The 19,069-nt window shown below is 30.3% G+C and carries 23 protein-coding genes and 1 pseudogene; 1 reads left to right on the top strand and 23 read right to left on the bottom strand.

From position 1 onward, the window contains the following. Nucleotides 1-374 precede the first annotated feature (374 nt). The 22 genes and pseudogenes from RSD37_RS15695 to RSD37_RS15590 form a co-directional block, all read right to left on the bottom strand. Nucleotides 375-1,013 (bottom strand): HAD-IA family hydrolase, encoded by a 639-nt coding sequence (locus tag RSD37_RS15695; RefSeq protein WP_346947678.1) that lies wholly within the window; start codon nucleotides 1,011-1,013, stop codon nucleotides 375-377. Nucleotides 1,014-1,266: 253 nt separating this feature from the next. Continuing rightward, a complete protein-coding gene (locus RSD37_RS15690) occupies nucleotides 1,267-1,713 on the bottom strand; it encodes a GNAT family N-acetyltransferase (RefSeq protein WP_346947677.1) in 447 nt (148 codons plus the stop codon). 177 nt (nucleotides 1,714-1,890) lie between these two features. Then, on the bottom strand, nucleotides 1,891-2,346 hold the full coding sequence (locus RSD37_RS15685; RefSeq protein ID WP_346947679.1) for a DJ-1/PfpI family protein: 456 nt from the start codon (nucleotides 2,344-2,346) through the stop codon (nucleotides 1,891-1,893). Nucleotides 2,347-2,639: 293 nt separating this feature from the next. Then, on the bottom strand, nucleotides 2,640-2,771 hold the full coding sequence (locus RSD37_RS15680) for a hypothetical protein (protein ID WP_346947676.1): 132 nt from the start codon (nucleotides 2,769-2,771) through the stop codon (nucleotides 2,640-2,642). 42 nt (nucleotides 2,772-2,813) lie between these two features. Beyond that, the gene (locus tag RSD37_RS15675) at nucleotides 2,814-3,305 is read right to left on the bottom strand and encodes an HIT family hydrolase (RefSeq protein WP_346947675.1); all 492 of its coding nucleotides are present in this window, start codon (nucleotides 3,303-3,305) and stop codon (nucleotides 2,814-2,816) included. A 206-nt stretch (nucleotides 3,306-3,511) separates the two neighbouring features. Continuing rightward, a complete protein-coding gene (locus RSD37_RS15670) occupies nucleotides 3,512-4,447 on the bottom strand; it encodes an aminoglycoside phosphotransferase family protein (RefSeq protein ID WP_346947674.1) in 936 nt (311 codons plus the stop codon). Nucleotides 4,448-4,478: 31 nt separating this feature from the next. After that, nucleotides 4,479-4,640, bottom strand: coding sequence for a hypothetical protein (locus tag RSD37_RS15665; RefSeq protein WP_346947673.1), 162 nt, complete (start codon nucleotides 4,638-4,640; stop codon nucleotides 4,479-4,481). A 299-nt stretch (nucleotides 4,641-4,939) separates the two neighbouring features. Beyond that, nucleotides 4,940-5,983, bottom strand: coding sequence for a serine hydrolase domain-containing protein (locus tag RSD37_RS15660; RefSeq protein WP_346947672.1), 1,044 nt, complete (start codon nucleotides 5,981-5,983; stop codon nucleotides 4,940-4,942). 262 nt (nucleotides 5,984-6,245) lie between these two features. After that, entirely contained in the window at nucleotides 6,246-6,824 is a 579-nt protein-coding gene (locus RSD37_RS15655) for a flavodoxin family protein (RefSeq protein WP_346947671.1), read from the bottom strand. A gap of 104 nt (nucleotides 6,825-6,928) precedes the next feature. Beyond that, nucleotides 6,929-7,456, bottom strand: a complete 528-nt coding sequence (locus RSD37_RS15650) for a GNAT family N-acetyltransferase (protein WP_346947670.1) — start codon at nucleotides 7,454-7,456, stop codon at nucleotides 6,929-6,931. A 194-nt stretch (nucleotides 7,457-7,650) separates the two neighbouring features. Beyond that, on the bottom strand, nucleotides 7,651-8,403 hold the full coding sequence (locus tag RSD37_RS15645; protein ID WP_346947669.1) for a GNAT family N-acetyltransferase: 753 nt from the start codon (nucleotides 8,401-8,403) through the stop codon (nucleotides 7,651-7,653). Nucleotides 8,404-8,514: 111 nt separating this feature from the next. After that, a complete protein-coding gene (locus RSD37_RS15640) occupies nucleotides 8,515-9,114 on the bottom strand; it encodes a GNAT family protein (RefSeq protein ID WP_346947668.1) in 600 nt (199 codons plus the stop codon). A gap of 57 nt (nucleotides 9,115-9,171) precedes the next feature. Then, a complete protein-coding gene (locus RSD37_RS15635) occupies nucleotides 9,172-9,645 on the bottom strand; it encodes a GNAT family N-acetyltransferase (protein WP_346947667.1) in 474 nt (157 codons plus the stop codon). A 69-nt stretch (nucleotides 9,646-9,714) separates the two neighbouring features. Then, nucleotides 9,715-10,287, bottom strand: a complete 573-nt coding sequence (locus RSD37_RS15630; RefSeq protein WP_346947666.1) for a GNAT family protein — start codon at nucleotides 10,285-10,287, stop codon at nucleotides 9,715-9,717. Nucleotides 10,288-10,307: 20 nt separating this feature from the next. Then, nucleotides 10,308-10,877: a DJ-1/PfpI family protein gene (locus RSD37_RS15625; RefSeq protein ID WP_346947665.1), complete on the bottom strand. Its 570-nt coding sequence runs from the start codon at nucleotides 10,875-10,877 to the stop codon at nucleotides 10,308-10,310. An 86-nt stretch (nucleotides 10,878-10,963) separates the two neighbouring features. Further along, nucleotides 10,964-11,131 (bottom strand): annotated as a pseudogene (locus tag RSD37_RS15620) (methyltransferase domain-containing protein); the annotation flags it as partial. A gap of 68 nt (nucleotides 11,132-11,199) precedes the next feature. Continuing rightward, the gene (locus RSD37_RS15615) at nucleotides 11,200-11,718 is read right to left on the bottom strand and encodes a GNAT family N-acetyltransferase (protein WP_346947664.1); all 519 of its coding nucleotides are present in this window, start codon (nucleotides 11,716-11,718) and stop codon (nucleotides 11,200-11,202) included. 30 nt (nucleotides 11,719-11,748) lie between these two features. Next, the gene (locus tag RSD37_RS15610) at nucleotides 11,749-11,904 is read right to left on the bottom strand and encodes a hypothetical protein (RefSeq protein WP_346947663.1); all 156 of its coding nucleotides are present in this window, start codon (nucleotides 11,902-11,904) and stop codon (nucleotides 11,749-11,751) included. A 54-nt stretch (nucleotides 11,905-11,958) separates the two neighbouring features. Then, the gene (locus tag RSD37_RS15605) at nucleotides 11,959-12,384 is read right to left on the bottom strand and encodes a GNAT family N-acetyltransferase (protein ID WP_346947662.1); all 426 of its coding nucleotides are present in this window, start codon (nucleotides 12,382-12,384) and stop codon (nucleotides 11,959-11,961) included. 244 nt (nucleotides 12,385-12,628) lie between these two features. Next, nucleotides 12,629-14,416, bottom strand: coding sequence for an ABC transporter ATP-binding protein (locus RSD37_RS15600; protein ID WP_346947661.1), 1,788 nt, complete (start codon nucleotides 14,414-14,416; stop codon nucleotides 12,629-12,631). A 130-nt stretch (nucleotides 14,417-14,546) separates the two neighbouring features. Beyond that, on the bottom strand, nucleotides 14,547-16,292 hold the full coding sequence (locus RSD37_RS15595) for an ABC transporter ATP-binding protein (protein ID WP_346947660.1): 1,746 nt from the start codon (nucleotides 16,290-16,292) through the stop codon (nucleotides 14,547-14,549). A gap of 973 nt (nucleotides 16,293-17,265) precedes the next feature. Continuing rightward, nucleotides 17,266-17,775, bottom strand: coding sequence for a GNAT family N-acetyltransferase (locus RSD37_RS15590; protein WP_346947659.1), 510 nt, complete (start codon nucleotides 17,773-17,775; stop codon nucleotides 17,266-17,268). Nucleotides 17,776-17,920: 145 nt separating this feature from the next. Between RSD37_RS15590 and RSD37_RS15585 the strand changes: the two genes are divergently transcribed. Continuing rightward, nucleotides 17,921-18,238: a hypothetical protein gene (locus RSD37_RS15585; protein ID WP_346947658.1), complete on the top strand. Its 318-nt coding sequence runs from the start codon at nucleotides 17,921-17,923 to the stop codon at nucleotides 18,236-18,238. 154 nt (nucleotides 18,239-18,392) lie between these two features. On the opposite strand, the gene RSD37_RS15580 is transcribed toward RSD37_RS15585, so the two are convergent. After that, nucleotides 18,393-18,809: a hypothetical protein gene (locus tag RSD37_RS15580; protein ID WP_346947657.1), complete on the bottom strand. Its 417-nt coding sequence runs from the start codon at nucleotides 18,807-18,809 to the stop codon at nucleotides 18,393-18,395. Between the last annotated feature and the right edge of the window lie 260 nt (nucleotides 18,810-19,069).

Raw genomic sequence — 19,069 nt, 5'->3', positions numbered from 1 at the left:
CCTTGTCTCCTTTTTTTAGCCCTAAAGGCTTTATTAAATTCATTTAATCCCCTCCTGCTTATATCCATTACTTTAACAAATGGCTATGTTTTAAATCTATGTTGATAAAGCCTTCATATTATCTTCGCTAAACCGTTTAAGAACCTTGATTTACTAAAGGCTCTGGTAATGCCAAAATCTAAAATACAACAACTCGCATGCGCTTAAACAAGTTGTATTTCTTAACGATTTAGTCCTTTCCATAGCCTAATAAATCTATTCTAATCATACTCCATTAAAATAAGTTCTTTGAATTCATGTATGAATATTGAGAATTTTCTTAAGTCTATATATTTAATTTTTTATTATTTTATCAGCATCCTCTAATTGCTATGTTAGATTATCATGTCTTTTCTGAAAATAATCTCCCGTAATTCTGATAAAGACTCAATTGTATAATCGCATTTTTCATTTAGTTCGATAATATTTGTATTATAAAGGCAAATTTTTATATTTGATTTTTTTCCAGCTAATACGTCACATTCTCTATCTCCAACAGCTAATACTCTATCATTACTCATATTATATTTTTTAATTAAGTAATCAAATCCTTCCGGATCCGGTTTTCGCTTAAAGCAATTATGTTTTGTTACTATTTCATCAAAACAATCAAGCATACCATAATATTTTAAAAATTTAAGAGTTGAATTCCCTCTATGTGTTAATATGAAATTTCTTCCTCCATTTTTTTTAAAATCAATACATATTTCCTTAGCAAATAGAAATGGCTTAACTTTATCTGCTTCAATATTTTTTTCATAATATAAAAACCCTTCAATAAATTCATCACTCAAAGAATAAATTTCCTTAAAGTGATTTATAGCATTTGTTACTGATACCTTCATATACTTTATAATTTCTTCTTCACTTACTTCTACCCCATTATCACCTAATGCCATTTTAAAAGCATATATCATAGCTGGGTATGTATCAAATAAAGTACCATCAAAATCCCAAATAATATTTTCAAACAAAATTACTCCCCCTTGCAAATTGTTACTCTACTATTTCCTTAAAATCACAAATTATAAATTACTCTCCATTCCTCCTAATTTGAATTTATCTAACATTCTCTTTCACCTAAGTCCTGAGCGAATCTTAATAAATACCTATCTGGATCCATAATTTAAAATACTGCAATTCATTTTGAATAGAGCGGTATTAAAAGAAACTATTTAATTCTATAGTTGCTGCGCCTTATACTAATTAATCGAAACAATAACTATTCTAAAGCCATTCATATATGCACGCTTGTCGTTCCCCGTCTTGATACAACTGATTATGTGGGGGCAAATCTACTATATCTTTAAGTTTAAGCTCTGCTTTTTCACAAGTTTTTCGAGATGGGAAGTTGTTCGGATTGCAAGTTATTATAATTCTATTCATTCCATGTGCAATTGCTATGCTTTTGATAATTTTACAAGCCTTTGAGGCATAATTATTTCCTCTATAAGTTTCTTCAATTCTATAACCAATATTCCCCCCATAATATAAATTTTCGTTGTACCCGATTCGTATATCAATAGCACCTATACTATCATCTGAACCATGTAGAGTAATTCTATATTTATATGCAGGTACATAGCCTTTTTCTTCATTGGCTGGTATTTTTTCTTCAATCTTTAAATCAATCTCACCATCAGTTAAGTAATCAAAATCTTTGAACTCAAACATCTATATTCCCCCCTTTGTTTTCTTCATATTTAACAACTACAATTCAAACCATTTTATTCACATTATGGTATGTTTTAAATGACGTACCATTCATTTTTCAAAGATCATATTTTATCCTCACATTATTTACTATACAACGTACTAAAAACTGCATGTCTCAATTTTAATATTGTATATTTATAATCCCTTAATATTTTTAGAAAAATTATTCCTATCCTCTTGATCTTCAAATAAATTAAACCAATCACATATTTCTATTGCAAAGTCAACAAAAGCTGCCCCCTGGGCAGTTATTATGTTACTATCTCTTACCACTCTTTCTGAAATGAAGTTTTCTCTTGGGAAAGGGTCCTTCTCTCCAAATACTTCAATATGTTTCTCACTCCATTCAATAACAGGAGTAGTGTATTTAACATTATGAAGCACCCCTGACTTTGCTAAGAATATTGTTCCTGCACCACATATGGCACTTATTAGTTTTCCTTTTGAATTTAAATTATTAATTAATTCTATTAGTTCAGACTTAGTCTCGCCATACCATCCACCTGTAATTATTAAACCATCTACATCTTCATTTAATACTTCACTAATTAATTTTGATGGTTTATATAAAAAGCCAGAGCGACCTTTAATTATTTAATCTTCATATGCAATTGTAACTATTTCTTTATCAGCACTTGTACTTAATAGGTGAGTAATAAATGTTATCTCATAATCTGTCATACCATCAAAAATAAACACTAATATTTTATTCATTTTATCTACTCCTACCAATTTAATTTTTCTTTATAATAGAATCCATATCATCACTATTATTTATGTCTGAAACAGATAACTCTGGTATTAATGAATTAACTTTAAACATAATATTCCTCCTTAGTTTTTATATTGGTTAATATATTTATAAATCCTCTAATATCTTTAGATTAAACCCTTCCTATAAATAGTCCATGTTGACTATATCCAAGTAAACTTTCTTCTTTGCAAGTTTCAAGATGATATTCCATCCACTTATCAAAATCCTCATCATTAAATTCTTTTCCATGATTATCCCCCATTAATTATCTATTATTTCAATATGTTTATTTCTAATTTACCCATTACTCATTTTCATACTTTAAAATACTTTTTATCCTATTTACGGTTAATAATATATCAGCAATATTTTCTTCTGTTTTTTGATGACTTCTTGCATAACGAAGAATATTACGAATGGCAGATAGTGAATTTTCAAACTTTTTATCCATCCATTCATACCTAGGTAACAGCCACATATGAAAATGACCTGATCGTTCTTCTTGAATTACACTTACTTCTTTAATTCCTTCTATACTTTTTAGTGCCATTCTTCCTCTATAAACTAAATCAAATAGTTCTTGTGACTCCTCGTAATTAAGTTCAGATATTGATTTAATATGTTTCTTTGAAGCAATTATTAAGAATGCTTTAATAGGAATTTCTGGGTCTTGGTGAAGAACAAAGTTATTTGTATTAATTAGGATTCCTCCAGGTGGTATCATTTCCCCATTCCCTATAGAACAACCTATACATTTACAATCCCATTCTTGATTTAGAACATCTATTATTTTCATAATTCTCTCCTATAAATTTAATATGTATAATACTTTCTTAGTTACTATGAGCTACATTTTTCTGCCTCTTCACAAACCTCTCTAAACCAGCAATTTTATAACCTATGTGAAATTTTTTTCAACAACCCAGATTGTTAAAATTTACATTTACTCTTGCAGAAATCCCACTAGAAGATGATCTAACATCCTGAGTAAACATTTATTATCTATTTAATTAACCGTCTTAGAAACTCAACATTTCCATAATAATAATCTGGTGCTTGTACATATGCCCAACTACAGTTTCCTACTCCAAAAGTTAATAAGTAAACATATAGCCTTTCCTTAAACCCCTTATCAATACCTAAATATTTGTTATATCCTTTTAAAAATGAAGTTTCTAATTCCTTATCTTCTAAAAGATATCTATAATACAAACTGCTAAAATCTTGTTCTACATTCCTTGGATAAGCTCCTTCAAAATCAATTATTCCACATATCTTATAGCTATCATTATTTCTTCTAACTAAAATGTTTCTACCATCAAAATCTCCATGAACAAGCCTTGGCTGAATTTCACTATTTATTAGTTCATAATTACTTCTAATTTTATCAATAGCCTCACCTATGATTTCTTGATCCGGTAAATTTTGATTGTAAATATCTTGTATGTCTCCTTCACTACGACTTATAAAATATTTTCTATAATCTTTAACTGGATTTATAGGAATTCCATCTTCATCCCACTTTCCAATAAAATTAAAACGCTTAAATGAATGCAACTTTCCAAGTTCTTCTCCCATGGCCTGAAAAATATCCGCCTTATTTTCATCAGATAATTTATCCATTACGCCATCTAAAATTTCCCCTTCAATGCACTCTGTAATTAGCCATTGCTCCCCTGTTTCTAGATTTCCATAATCATATATTTTAGGGCATTTTACACTACTTCCTTCTAGAAGTTTCAGCGTTGCAATTTCTCTGGCCCTACGTCTATCTATATAATAAAGCTTAAATATATACTTTTTTCCACTTTCTAAGGTTATTTTATAAACCAAATGTCTTTTAAGATTATGATTACCTACTGGTTTAATAGTGAAATTATTTTCTTTAAATATTTCTACAAGTATGATTTTTATTTCTTCATAAGAGTAATTTAACATTTTATCACCCCACCTCTAGCTTTTAAATTAACTATATTGTCCTTCTCTGGTCCTGAGTAAATACTGTCGCAAATGCTCCTACACAGCCATATAGATACCTCTTATCTACATGTAACGTATGTACCTCGTTCATTAAAACATTTATATCAGTAAAGTCATTCATTTTAAAATTTCCAATTACTAACTTTAACACATTATCCACTTTATAACATAGTCCTATAAATTGAGATTATACTTTTCTTGCTACCCAAACTAATTCTCCCTACTTTCTTAATATCTCATAATTAAATTTCAAAATAATATACTTATCTCTTGGAATTCTTATTTTCAAACTACTTCAAACTCTTCACAAAGTATAAATGTAATTTCCGTACTTATTTAAAACATTATTCCCTTGAATTTCGCAATAAAAATACCGCATATTCTAATTGAATTGCGAACTAAAAAATACCGCATATTTTTAAATAATACGGTATTTCTATAATATATTTTTTATTTTATCATCATTGCAAGCTTAATTATTAATCTGATAGGAAGTGCGGGGTTTGCCATCTGATTAACATCTCCAACAATAAACAAATCTTTAAGTGGATAGTAAAAAGCGAATGAACCTGTTGAACCAGAATGACCAATCAACTCACCCTTACCCATAAAAAATGTGGTCAGTCCATCCAAGGGTATCTGCATATAACCACCACCATAGAAAATAGGTCCTTTGGAAACTTGAAGTTTATTATATATTGATAGTTCATCAAAAGTGCTTTTACTAAACAATTTTCCTCCAAAAAAAGCTTTAATAAATATCATCAACTCATGAGCTGTAGTAATACATCCCCCGCTTGCCCTACTACTTATTACAGTTTTAGGTAAATGAATAATCTTATCCTTATAATAAATGTTAGGTATAAAATCTTCTTCTCTTGTAGGAAGATATGTTCTAGTCATTCCTAATGGTTCAAATATCAGTTGTTTGTACGCTCGTTCTAATGGTAAATTAGTAACCTTTTCTATTATTTCTCCAAGCATATCAAAATTAATATTTGCATAAAATGCCTTATGTTCTGTTCTTGGTACAAAATGAGGTTTTAAGCTTTTTACCCATTTAACATATTCCTTAAAACTAATATATGAATCTTTACTAATGGAAAGACTGCTAACACTCTCATTTCCTTCTTCAAATTTATCAGGTAAACCACTTATTTGAAACAACAAATCTGATATAGTTAATTCATATGAATACTCATTCCCATCATAGATATGAAGACTACTCATTATATCATCATCAAAATAATCTGAAACTTTATCATTAAGACATAACCGTCCTCGCTCTTGCAAAGCTAAGATACAAGTAGTAGTGAATAACTTTGTAATACTTGCCATAAGTAATGGGGAATCTAAATCCCTACCACCATATCCATTTTTATATGAAAAATTTCCACTTGCATCTTCTACAAATAACACGCACTCATGTATTTGCTTTGATGCTATGGTTTTATTGAAAATGTTTTCTAGGGCTTTCACTCTATTAGCTCTCATATTTTCTCCTTTCATTTAATTCAACAGATTCTTGAATTTACACTTTAATACTATTATAAATTAATTATAACATATATTTCCATACCGTATTATTCAATTTTCAAAGATCATATTTTCTTAATTAGTTCGCAATACCTATACATTCTTCGTCAGAACACTTAATTATTAACTCTAGCCATGTATTTTTACTGAATTATACGTTAGCTTCTATAATAAATCTAACGTTAATAACTTTCATATGGAGTCAAAATTCTACCTGAAGCTAAGAATTCTGTTTACCAAGGAGCCTTCGTGCAAACTCCTTAGCACCATTAACCGCTTCCACAGTTTGAAATGATGCTTTGTTATCCTCATCTCTAGCGGAATACATACCTAAATAATTTAACTTTGAATGTTCACAAAGATGCTTTATCCCCGTTTCAAATGGTTCAGCTGCGTATTTCACATCATATCCGTGGGTTGCAATGATTGCACATTTTTTTCCCTCCCAAAGTGAACCTTTACCACTGCCATAAAACTTGTTCATTCCATAAAAACGATCAAGCATTGCCTTCATTTCAGCTGGACAATACCATGTGTAAATAGGAGTTGCTAAAACAAAACAATCTGATTGAAGTATTTTCAAAACAATATCCTGCATGTCATCATTTTGCTTACAACCATATTCACCTGTTACATTCTGACAAGCATAACAGCCACGACAAGAAGAAATATGTTTGTCTGCAAGTGTAACATATACCACCTGTGCCCCATTTACTTCTAATTCTTCAATAAATGGTTTCAACAATTCTGATGTGTTTCCATTGAGCCTAGGACTTCCCATTAAAATACAAACCTTCATATTATAACACCTCTCAAAATATATTGGATTTAATTAACCTTCTCCCCATTGTTATTTCAATATGTTTCTCTGCAATTTAATTACCATATTTCCCTCTAAAACACTTACAGAGCATATTCCAGCTGACAGTCACATGGCTCTTTTTCAACATGCTTTTGATTATATTCCAATGCTTCAGTACACCCCATTGCCTTGTAAAATGCCTGTGATTCCACAGAAGAGTGCGCGGAAATATATAGTTTTTTTGCACCATGAGTTTTCGCCCATTGAGCAGCCATCTGAAAAAGTCTTTTTCCAACACCATTACCTCTCATATCTTCGGACACATGAATATTTGAAAGGTCAAAATATTCTTGATTTTTGCCTATAAATCCATTTTCTACTCCTACAAATCCTTTCAACGTATCATTTGAAAATGCACCATATACTATACCATCTGTTTTTAATGTGTTTTTCAAACCTTCTATGAGTTGATTATAGTCTTCCTCACTCCACTTATCTATGAATGGCACATCTTTAAGAATCCACTCCCCATATATTTTTCTCCAACATTTTGTCACCTTTTGATGACGCTCAAATTTTTCAAATAACTGTCTATTGATTTCTTTAGTTTGTAGCTTCCTACATTCCATATGCTTTACCTCACTAATATAATTAATCTTTACATCATAGTTTCCAACTATTGCACACTTTACACATACTTATATACATTAGAATGTGTAAAGTTTTTCTGCCTTTTACCTCGTTAAAATTTTACTTATGTGCATATGCACATATTTAAATATTTACAGTCCTTTATTGAAAAAAATATTAACACTTATTATCCTTAGTTTTCATTATCTTGTGAATAAAGCTCTGCCCATGCTGGAAAAAACCCAGAATTTATAGCAATATTCTGTGAATGAAAATGAGATTCCACCGTACCATAAAACGGTATCTTTCCTCGTTTTAAAATCTCATTTTTTAAAAGTGTAACTAAGTTTGTTCCTATACCTTTGCCCCTATGCTCTGGCAAAATATCAACGCCAACTTGCCACATTTTATCACCATCAGAACTAGCACCTGCCATACCAATTATTTCTTCTCCATCCAAAGCTGCTACTGCAATCATATCTGGATGATTTTCATCAAAAGCAAAAGCTTCTCCAAATCTCTCATCATCCTCAAACTGTAAAATTTCTTCTTGCTCATACCATTTTATATTTGTAATAGGTTCCAGGTCTGCAACCTTTGGATTCGGTAGATAATAATGGTGAATATCTGCTATTTCATGTCCAAACTCTTGAATTTTTTTATCAATTGATCGTAACTTTGGATATTCAAAGAGCCATGAAGCATTTGTATTTAGAAGCTTTTCTTCAAACCATGGCATCATTTCCGGTGATGTACTGATAATTGCTTTGTTTCCAAAACATAATATTTTTAAAGCACATCCATCACTATCATAAATTCTTCTACCTTCAATAAGGTTATTTTCAACTACTGTATTCTCTTCTTTTTCAAAATCAGATATTTCACAGTTATAGTCCAAAGCTAACTGAGCTTTTGCAATTTGTATGATTTCATTTTTTGTATACATATTAACACCGCCTTTTATCTAAATAATTACTCCAACAGCCTTTTTGTTAAGAAATATTCTCTATGACCCTTAGGACTATCCTCTAAAATTCCAAAAACTTCATATTCATTCTTAATGTAATTGACTATAATCTTTCTTGATTATAGCTAATATAACATCATCCACAAACTCGCCCTTCATAATGGTTCTTTCTCTAACAATACCCTCTTGAAGAAAGTTAGCTTTTTTTAAAGCTTTTACGGAAGCATCATTACCAAGTGTTACCTGTGCTTCTATCCTATTAAGTTCCATAATCTCAAATCCAAATTTCACTAAAACCTTTATAGTTTCTGTTGCATATCCCTTATTCCATTCATCACGATTAAAGCCATACCCAATCTCACTTCTTATTGAATCATCATCAAAATCACCTAAACAGCAATAACCAATGATCTTATTATCACTCTTTCTTGCCACCCCCCACGTAATTTCTTCTTTATCCTGAAATTCTTCCCCATAACGATTTATTATAGAAAGTGCATCATTCTTAGTAGAAATTGGTCTATACCAATCATATTTAGCAACCTGAGGATCACTATAAATTTTAAATATATCTTCTACATCCTCTGCATTTACTTCCCTATATATCAATCTTTCAGATTCCAATTCTGGAAATATGTCAAAACATGATTTATTTATTTTCATTTCTTGGGCAATATCACCATTTTCCATTTAGTATCACTCCTTTTAATATCTTGTACAGTTTTATTTTTTCTTTAATATGAGTCTCTACAACTCTTTTTCCATAGTTATAAATTCCATTTCACCCTTAACTGTTTTCCCAATGAATTCATTAACAACTTTAAAATCTAGACTTTTATAAAGTCTTATTGCTCTTTCATTAAATTTAAGCACAGAAAGCCCTATGTTTTTCAATTTATACTTTTCCTTAACAAATGCTAAAATGGCTTCTAAAAATTCTTTCCCCATACCTTTACTCGTTAGGCTTGGTCTCATTTGAATTGAAAAAGTAACTTTATCATTAAGATAAAGAGCACAGTTTCCTACTAGCATGTTTTCTTCATTATAAATTGCATATACATTATTATCCGCAGGAAAACTTTTAATATAATTTATCTTGCCTTTGGAAAAGTCATTATCAAAGAATGAATAAATCCCTTCATATTTCCATGTAAGCATATCCTCAACATCATTATCTGAAACTTTTTTAAATTCATAATTTCTAACTTTATATACCGTCATAATTTCCCCTCTGTTATAGAACTTATAGTTCTTTACTTTTCTTAATATTTTCTGGTAATCTCAACCATTTTAACTTTCCTTGCTATTTATCCAGTCCTCTTTTAAAATTGAATATACAGCTAGATCATAAAATTCTTTGTTATCACGAAGTTTAACTTTTCTTAAGGTTCCCTCATGATGCATTCCACTTTTAATCATAACTTTTCCCGAAGCACCATTATTTGTATCATGCCTTGCCTCTATTCGATTAAAACCAACCTGAGAAAACAAATAATCAATTACCGATTTCAATGCTTCACTGCTTATCCCCTTGTTCCAGTAGTATCTTGATATGTTATATCCTATTTCACAAGAGTAGTTCTTCTCATCCAACCTAACTACGGAAATTTGACCAATTACTTCTCCAATCTCTTTTAACTCAATAGCCCAATCATATATATTATTATCCTCATACTCGTTAACCCATAACTCTACGATTTCTTTAGTAACATCTACATTTTCATGTGGTTTCCATGATAAAAATTTTCTTACTTCACTATCATTTGCCCAATTTTTAAACATATCATATGCATCATCAAGTGCAAATTTTCTTAGTAAAAGTCTGTCTGTATTTACTTCTTCTGTGCCTTTATGTGCTAACATAACAATTTCCCCCTTTTTCATTAGTACCCTTTATAAGACCTTCCATACATTTCTTTTTCTTCAACATCATCAAACAAATTAAAATATTCTAAAATTTCCGTACCAAAATCTACAAATGATCTACCTTTAGCTGTAATGATATTTTCATGTTTTACAACTTTTTCTTCTAGATAATTCTTACGTGGAAAACAATCCTCTATTCCATTATTCTTAAAATAATCTTGATCTAAGGTTGTAGTGTATGAATGATTATCTAGTATACCAGCTTTAGCTAAAAACTCTGGTGCAGCACATATTGCACAAATTAATTTTTTGTCCCTGTCCAATTTTTGAATTAGCTCTATTAATTCTTCTTTACAATCTCTTTCTATTCCCCCGGGTATAATTAACCCCTCTATATCATCAAGTTTAATAGCCTCTTTTACTGTTATATCAGGAATGTACTGAAGTTGTGATAAAGCTTTAATTGGATTTCTTTCATAAGCAACACTAATTATCTTTGTTTCTTCGAGACATCCTAACATATGGCAAGCTAATGTAACTTCAAAGTCTGCCATACTTTCATAAATAAAACATAATATTTTTCCCATTTAAACCTCTCCTTACAAACTCGTTTTACTTCCTCTATACATTTCATCCTATCTTCAATTTTTCCTAAATGATATAATGGTCCAAATCATAATACAATATCATAAGATTTATCTTCAACCATAGATATATCCATTGCATTACCTTGAAATACTTCAAGGGACATCTTAGAATTAATTTTTTCTTTAATTTGCATAGCATGTTTTTCAACTAACTCAATTGCAGTTACCTCAAATCCATTTCTTGCAAAATATAAACAACTATTCCCTCATAATTAAAACTTTTTTCACTCTAATCTACGAACAATTACTAAAAAATTTATTATTAGATGTTTATCCAATATCTTTGAACTACTTCTCCATCATGAATAACTTCATTCTTTAATATTCCACCATTATTTATTATAGTTTTTGCTGACCCTACATTATCCTTATCACATGTAATCAATGCCTTTTTTATTCCTAACTCTTTTGCCATTTCTAATGATAGAGAAAGCATCTTGATGGCATAACCTTTTTTACGCTCGGAAGGTCTAATTCCATAACCAATATGGCCTCCTGCTTTTAGTAAAAATTCATTTAATTCATGTCTAATATGCAAAGCTCCGTAAATTCTTTTATCATTATCATCAACAAGAAAATATAAGGTCGCTGGAACAAATCCTAGATCTCTAACTTTGCTTGTTTTTTGTTCTTTCCACCTTTCTATTAAGGTCTTATAGTCATAATTATTTCTTCTTGAAGCATATGGGACTATTTCCCCTTCTTGTTTCTCCCACTCACCTATATAATCCATATATTCTTTTTCCATTTCAATGGTTGGCTCAACTAACTTAAGAATCATAAAATTCACTCCTCGTATTTTTTATCCCAACTATCCTTTGTTATTTCCAAATAAGTTGTCCAAATCTGTTCCCAAACCATTTGGAAATCCAACATAAAACATAACTTCTCCATTATTCCATAACTCCATTACATTTTGTAAATCCTCATTCCCAGTTTCCTTCACTGTAATTTTATCTATATACATAAATCAGCCTCCTATTTTCTACTGGAAATAATTACACTTTAATAATATGTTGAACTATACACTCTTTTTCATATAATATCGTTTATGTTCCAAAGGGCAATCATCTAATACACCAAAAATTTCATATCCATGTTTAAGATAAAAATCCTTTGCCTGAAAATCAAAGGTATCTAAATGAATTAATTTGCACCCTTTTTCTTTTGCAATTTTCTCCACTTCCACTAAAATAGCTGAACCATACCCTTCCTGCCTAAACTCCTCTTTAACCCACAGAACATCAATATACAGGCAATTCCAACAATATAGCAGAGTATTTATTCCTGCTAAAACATTTCCATTTAAATCTTTTAGAACTCTATTAATTGCGACAAAAGATGGTTCTTGCGTAAAAGGAACTTTAGATATATTATATTCAACTATCCCATTATCAACTAAATCACATTCTTCCCCTGTGCTTTTCTCAATAACATAATTATTCATATTTATTTCCCCCTATTTAATTTTTATATCACCCTCATAAGGTGCTGTTCCATCAAAAGTATTTTTATAAGAACACATCCAAGTTGGAATAACCCCACTTCATATATAGACTACGTATAATATGCAGTCTATATTATGAAGTGCTTTGTAAATTGATTTTCTTGCTTTCCTCTAAAGGAAACGCCTTCTCACGTTATTCCAATGAGTAATCTCCACTACCCAAATCAAAGATTTGGAGTGTCCCTTATGCCCCCTCATTTAGGAATCTGTATTGTGCCATATAAAGGTTATAGTAGAAGCCTTTTAGTTTTAGTAGTTCTTCATGTGTTCCACTTTCTACGATTTGTCCACCATCTACTACCATAATTCTGTCGCAATCTCTTATGGTTGAAAGTCTATGGGCAATTACAAAGGAGGTTCTGCCATGTAGCAATTTATTAATTCCTTGTTGTACAAGTATTTCTGTAGCAGTATCAATGTTTGATGTAGCTTCGTCAAGGATTAATATTCTTGGATTTGCAAGAAGTGCCCTTGCGAAGGATATAAGCTGTCTTTGACCTACTGATAATCTTGAGCCTCTTTCATTAACCTCAGTATCATAGCCCTTCTCAAGCTTCATGATAAAGTCGTGGGCGTTAACAGCCTTAGCTGCTGCTATGATTTCTTCATCTGTGGCATCTAATTTACCATATCTAATATTCTCTTTAATGCTTTGTGAAAATAGGAATGTATCTTGAAGCATTACTCCCATTTGACTTCTTAGAGAGTAAAGATTAACCTTTGATACATTCTTTCCATCAATTAAAACTTCGCCTTCAGTGGAATCATAGAATCTACTTATCAAACTTGTTATAGTAGTTTTTCCTGCTCCTGTTGGTCCAACAAGTGCTATGTTTTCCCCTGGCTTAATTTTAAAGTTCACATGGTGAAGTACCTGGATATCCTTCTCATATTCAAAAGAAACATTCTTAAACTCAACAGTTCCTCTAATTGTTGGCATATCTTCACTACCTTCGATGTCACTTATAGTTGGAACCACATCCATAATTTCAAAAATTCTCTCTGCTGCTGCAAAGTTAGTTATTAAAATATTATAGTAGGATGAAAGGTTTAATATTGGCCTCCAGAACATAGTTGTATAAGCTATAAATGCAGTAATAGTTCCTATTGAAATTTCTCCAGTTCTAGTTAAGTTTGCTCCAACTAAAAATACAATTAGAGTACTTGCTCCAAATGATATCTCAACTAGTGGCCATAACCAGTCATTAAGCTTAACTGCATTTAAGAATCCATCTCTAACCTCACCTACAGTATTATTAAACTTCTTTGTGGTTTCCCCTTCAAAGGTGAAGTTTTGTATGATTTTCATCCCTGAAAAAGCTTCATGGGTAAAACCATTTAAGTTAGAACGTTTTTGTCTAAAGTTTTGCCATCTCTTCCTTGATTGTGTTTGTATAATAAACAAAGCTGCAAATAAAACTGGCAAGGTAAGTATTGAAACTAAAGCTAACTTTGCGTTCATTGAAAAAATGATTACCCCTACTGAAACCATTGTAAGAGCTTGGGGAATTAAAGTTGTAACAGACTTGTTAAACAACTCTGAAAGAGAGTTTACATCTCCCACAACTCTAGCCAAAATCTTTCCAACTGGTCTATCATCAAAGAATGAAAAGGACAGCTTTTGTATATGCTCATAAAGTTCCTGTCTTATTGTTCGTAGTATGCTATGGGTAGTTTTATTCATATTGTAGGTGGAAAACTTACTGGCATACATCCCAATTAGATTCATAACTACAAGTCCCACACTTATTCCTACAAGTCCAACAACATCTTTTGCTTCTATATAATCATCAATAGCAACCTTTAAAAGTAAGGGACTCAAAAGTCCAACTCCCATTACAACTAGCATCAATAATAGTATTAAACAAACCTTAAGCCTGTAAGGCTTTAAATATGCAATAAGTCTTCTAAATATATCTTTTCCCTTAAGGGTTACAACTTTTTCATCTTGATTTACAGTGTTTTTTGCCATTATAGCACCTCTTTTCTTTTTAATGTGTATGGCTTAATAACTGTTAGTTATAACTCAATTATTATGACTAAACAGCATATTAAACCATAGTCCTTTATATAATCTATATAGATAAATCCACCACTACCTACTAGAAGTTAGCAACTTCATCTCCTGATAGTTCTAAGAAATCCTTAAATTGAGTTTGATAAATCTCAAAGTATTTACCTTCTTTGTCAAGTAATGACTCATGGTTTCCTTGTTCAACTATTCTTCCATCCTCCATGTACAAAATCAAGTCAGCATTTTTTACTGCTGATATTCTATGTGCTATGATGAAGGTAGTTTTCTTTATTTCTCCATGATATAGATTTCTTAATAATTCATATTCTGTTTCCATATCCAAAGCTGAAGTGGAGTCATCTAAAATTAGTATTTTACTTTCTCTTAGTAGAGATCTAGCAATACATAATCTTTGTTTTTGTCCACCAGATAATCCAAGTCCTCTTTCTCCAATTAGTGTTCCGTATCCTTCCTCTAATGCATCTACAAATTCCTTAGCACAAGCAAGTTCAACAGCTTCTTCCATCTCTTCTCTTGTAGCATTATTCTTACCATATCTTAAGTTGCTTTCAATGGTATCTGAAAATAGGAAAGAATCTTGAGGTACTATAGAAATACTATCTCTTAATGATTTAACATCAAGATTTTTAACATCAACTCCATCTACTTCAATAACACCTTCTGTAGCATCATAGTTACGTCCTAAAAGTCCCATTAATGTAGATTTACCTGATCCTGTGGTTCCCATGATTGCCACAGTTGTTCCAGCCTTGATATTAAGATTAATATTTTCAAGTACATTTTTCTCATCATACATAAAGGATACATTCTTAAAAGAAATTTCTCCTTTAATTTCCTTCGGTACTATAGCATCTTTGCTATTAGAAATTGTTGTATCTACGGCTAATATTTTATCTATTTTTCCTATGGAAGCTTTACTTCTAGACATTAAATTTATAAGCCATCCCAACTCTCTCATAGGCCAAATTAACATCCATAGATAACTTGTAAATGCAACTAATTGTCCTATAGATATCTTATTGTATATTACCAGAATTCCTCCAATACAGGTTACTAGTACCACAGAAAGGTTTCCTAAGAACTCCTCTAGTGGGAAGAATTTAATCCATATACTTGTGTGTTCCATTTGTAAATCGTAGTTTTTGGAGTTATATTTTAAAAACTTCAGAATCTCATGTTTCTCTCTTCCAAAGGCTTTTACCAGTTTAACTCCTGCAATATTTTCCTGGGCTGTAGTGTTTAATTCTGCAATATGATCACTGATTCTATCATAGACATCATCCATCTTTTTCTCAGATTTCATTGTGATATAAGCAATGAATGGCATTGTAGATAGTGCAACTAATGTAAGTGGTAAGCTTATTTTTAAAAGCAGTACCGATGCAATTAGAAAATATATAACATTTTCAATACATAGTCTAAGTCCAAATCCCATGAGATCTAAAATGTTATCTGCATCCTCACCAACTCTAGACATTAATTCTCCTGTGTTAACTTTATCAAAATAGGAAAATGATAAACCTTCTATGTGTTTAAAAAGAGTTTCCTTAACCCCCTTAGACACTTCAATACCTAAATAATCAAATAAGTATTCCTTTAAATATCCAAATATAAACTTAACCACTGTTATTCCAACTATGGTCCATAAAATTAAAGATATTAATTCATATTTTTTCCCCGTTAATACATCATCAATAAAAACTCCGGTGATATATGGCATTGTCAAATCTGCACAAATTACCATCACCATTGAAATAGTACCAAATAAGGTTACTAACTTGTGACTTTTTACATAGTTTAAGATTTTTTTCAAGTAAATCCCTCCTTGTTATGACAGTATTTTAAATTGTCATTGCTTTATTTTCTTTGAGTATCTCTTTTAAAATCGTCATTATTATTTCATCTACTTTAAAAGATGCATGTAATAAACTATTTAGCGGAATCCCAATTGTTATTGGTTACCTTGTTCCTTATTTTTATATACCTTGGCATGATAATTCCTCCTTGTTCCTTTTAATTGAATAGATTACTCTCTGTAAAACTCTGGTGTCTTTAATTTTTTACTCTATAAAAGAAAAAAGTCATAATCTTATACCTCGCTGGTATAGGATTATGACTTACTTCTACTATAGCGTGAATAATACTTAATGATAGTTAATCTCATTAAGAGTTAAAACTTATCTCTAGGCTTATATAATGTTATAACTATTTAACGTTTACCATTATATAGTTGCAACATTTACTTATAAACCTGGATAAATATATAAAAAGTCCTTGGTTACCCTAGGACTTTTCTCACAAAATAGTTATTAAAATAGTCTTTTAAAAACCTATATTTTGAGGCAGGGCAATGTTATTAATATTAAGTTGTAATAAACTATAATTACTGGCATGTGTATTATTGCCATTATTAAACATGAATCTGACACGTATAACATTATTATTACTTAACATATTCCTACCTCCTTTACTTTCTAATTTAATTAATCTTTATTCTTAATACTGTGCTAACTTAAATTTCATTTAACTTGTTTAAGTCTTTTTACTCCTCTTAACTCATTACAAAAGGAACATTTGTAGTAATGGTAAACTTACTTATTATTACCAATTTCTAGCACTCCTTTATTATAACTACTTTTTATAAATCCTGTCAATAGTTTTTTCTGAATTTTTTCAATTTTGTATAAATTTGTTTCAAATATAATGAAGGACTGCCTCAAAATCAAATACACACTTAAAATATGTTCAATTTTGACACAGTCCCCTCTTTCATATATTTCTGCTTACTATTTAAACTGTAATGCTAAATCAGTTAAAGCCTTATCACATACTCTATATACAGTCCACTCATCCATAGGTATTGCTCCAAGCTGTTTATAGAATTTTATTGATGGCTCATTCCAATCTATACACCACCATTCAAATCTTCCACACTCTCTTTCCACTGCTAAATTTGCTAAGAAAGCAAGAAGAATTTTTCCAAGACCTCTTCCTCTCATTTCAGGTTGAACATATAGATCCTCTAAATATAAACCTGGCTTTCCAGTAAATGTTGAAAAATTGTGAAAAAATAGTGCAAAACTCACAGGAGTTCCTTCATACTCACCAATTACAACCTGTGCTGCCTTACGTACAAATAAAGATTCTTTTAGAGTCTCCTCTGTGGCAACAACCTCATGTAAAAGTTTCTCATAATCAGCAAGTTCCTTTATAAATTGCAGAATTAGTGGTACATCCTTTTCTTGTGCAAATCTTAAAGTATATTTTTCTACTTTAGTTTTTATTATTCCTTCCATATTTAAATCCCCCTACTATGATAATCTTTTATCTTTTATATTTTAATATTTAAATCTATTATACATGATTTTTAATATTACTAAAAATAGCCTAGGTATAATAATGTATATATTACGTAAAATATATATGAAAGGTGGTTGTATAATGAAAAAACTTACTATTACATTGGCAATTATATTATGTTTAGCATTTAATATGATTGGGACAATACCTGCATATGCTGTTAACGTGTTTAAAGAAGGTGTTTATAAAGCAACTGATTTTAATATTTCACCAAATGATACTTACAATGTTCAAAATGTTTCCTATACCGACAGTGTTTTTGTGAATATTTTTGATGAAGATCTAGTTATAATACAATCTATACGTTTAGGTCCTAATTCATTATCATACAATTTACTACCTCTAAAACCTAACTATAGAATTGTAATAATTGGTAATGGAGAGGTATTTATTAAATAAGAGGCACTTTAGTGTCTCTTATTTATTTCTCTTTTCTACAGCTTAACTATTTATTTAATTGCACACCTAAAAATACCGCATATTACTTTTGAATAATACGGTATTTCCATTAGTTTACTTATATACATAATTGCATGTTAATTTATTATCTTCTTTATTTATATTTGGATAAATCCCACTTACTAGTTGTAGGTGTATTATTTCTTTTTTTATCTATACTTTTCTGTGTAACTATCACTATTGCAAAGGCAATATAAGTAACTATAGTATATTTTTCAACTGACTTTTTATTTAATTCAATGGCTTCTTTTTCCAACTCTAGGCGGGCCTTTTCTTCTTCCGTTACAGTTTGAGACATGTTATACTCTAATAAATCTTCAGCTTGATTTGATATCATCCCAATATATGTACCTTGAAATGCACACCAAGCTGTAACACATAGTAGCATGCCTATACATGTATTTTTAAAAGTACTATCTGATAGTTTGTAGTTACACAAAATATTTTTCCCAATATAAATAACTACTGCAATAATTGCTACGACATTTAAAACTGTTAATATAGTTAACATATAAATCCCCCCCTATTTTATACCCTAATTATACCTCATTTTATGTATCATAATACTTTTATTACATAAATAGTAATATAGTTTCATGTATATAAGTCTTAATTACATTTATACCAAGAATTTAAGTTAATCATTTAAACCTTGTGTAATTCTTCATAATTTACATATAATAGTTAGAGTATAATTTTAGTAGGCAAATATGACAAAAAAAAAATAAGGGGGATACAAATGTATCTCCCTATTATCCAAAATATACCTTA

The sequence above is a fragment of the Clostridium sp. genome (assembly GCF_036646415.1).
Taxonomy (GTDB): domain Bacteria; phylum Bacillota; class Clostridia; order Clostridiales; family Clostridiaceae; genus Clostridium_J.
The sequence above is the reverse complement of the archived record's forward strand: the minus strand, read 5'-3'. Positions and strand labels throughout refer to the sequence as shown.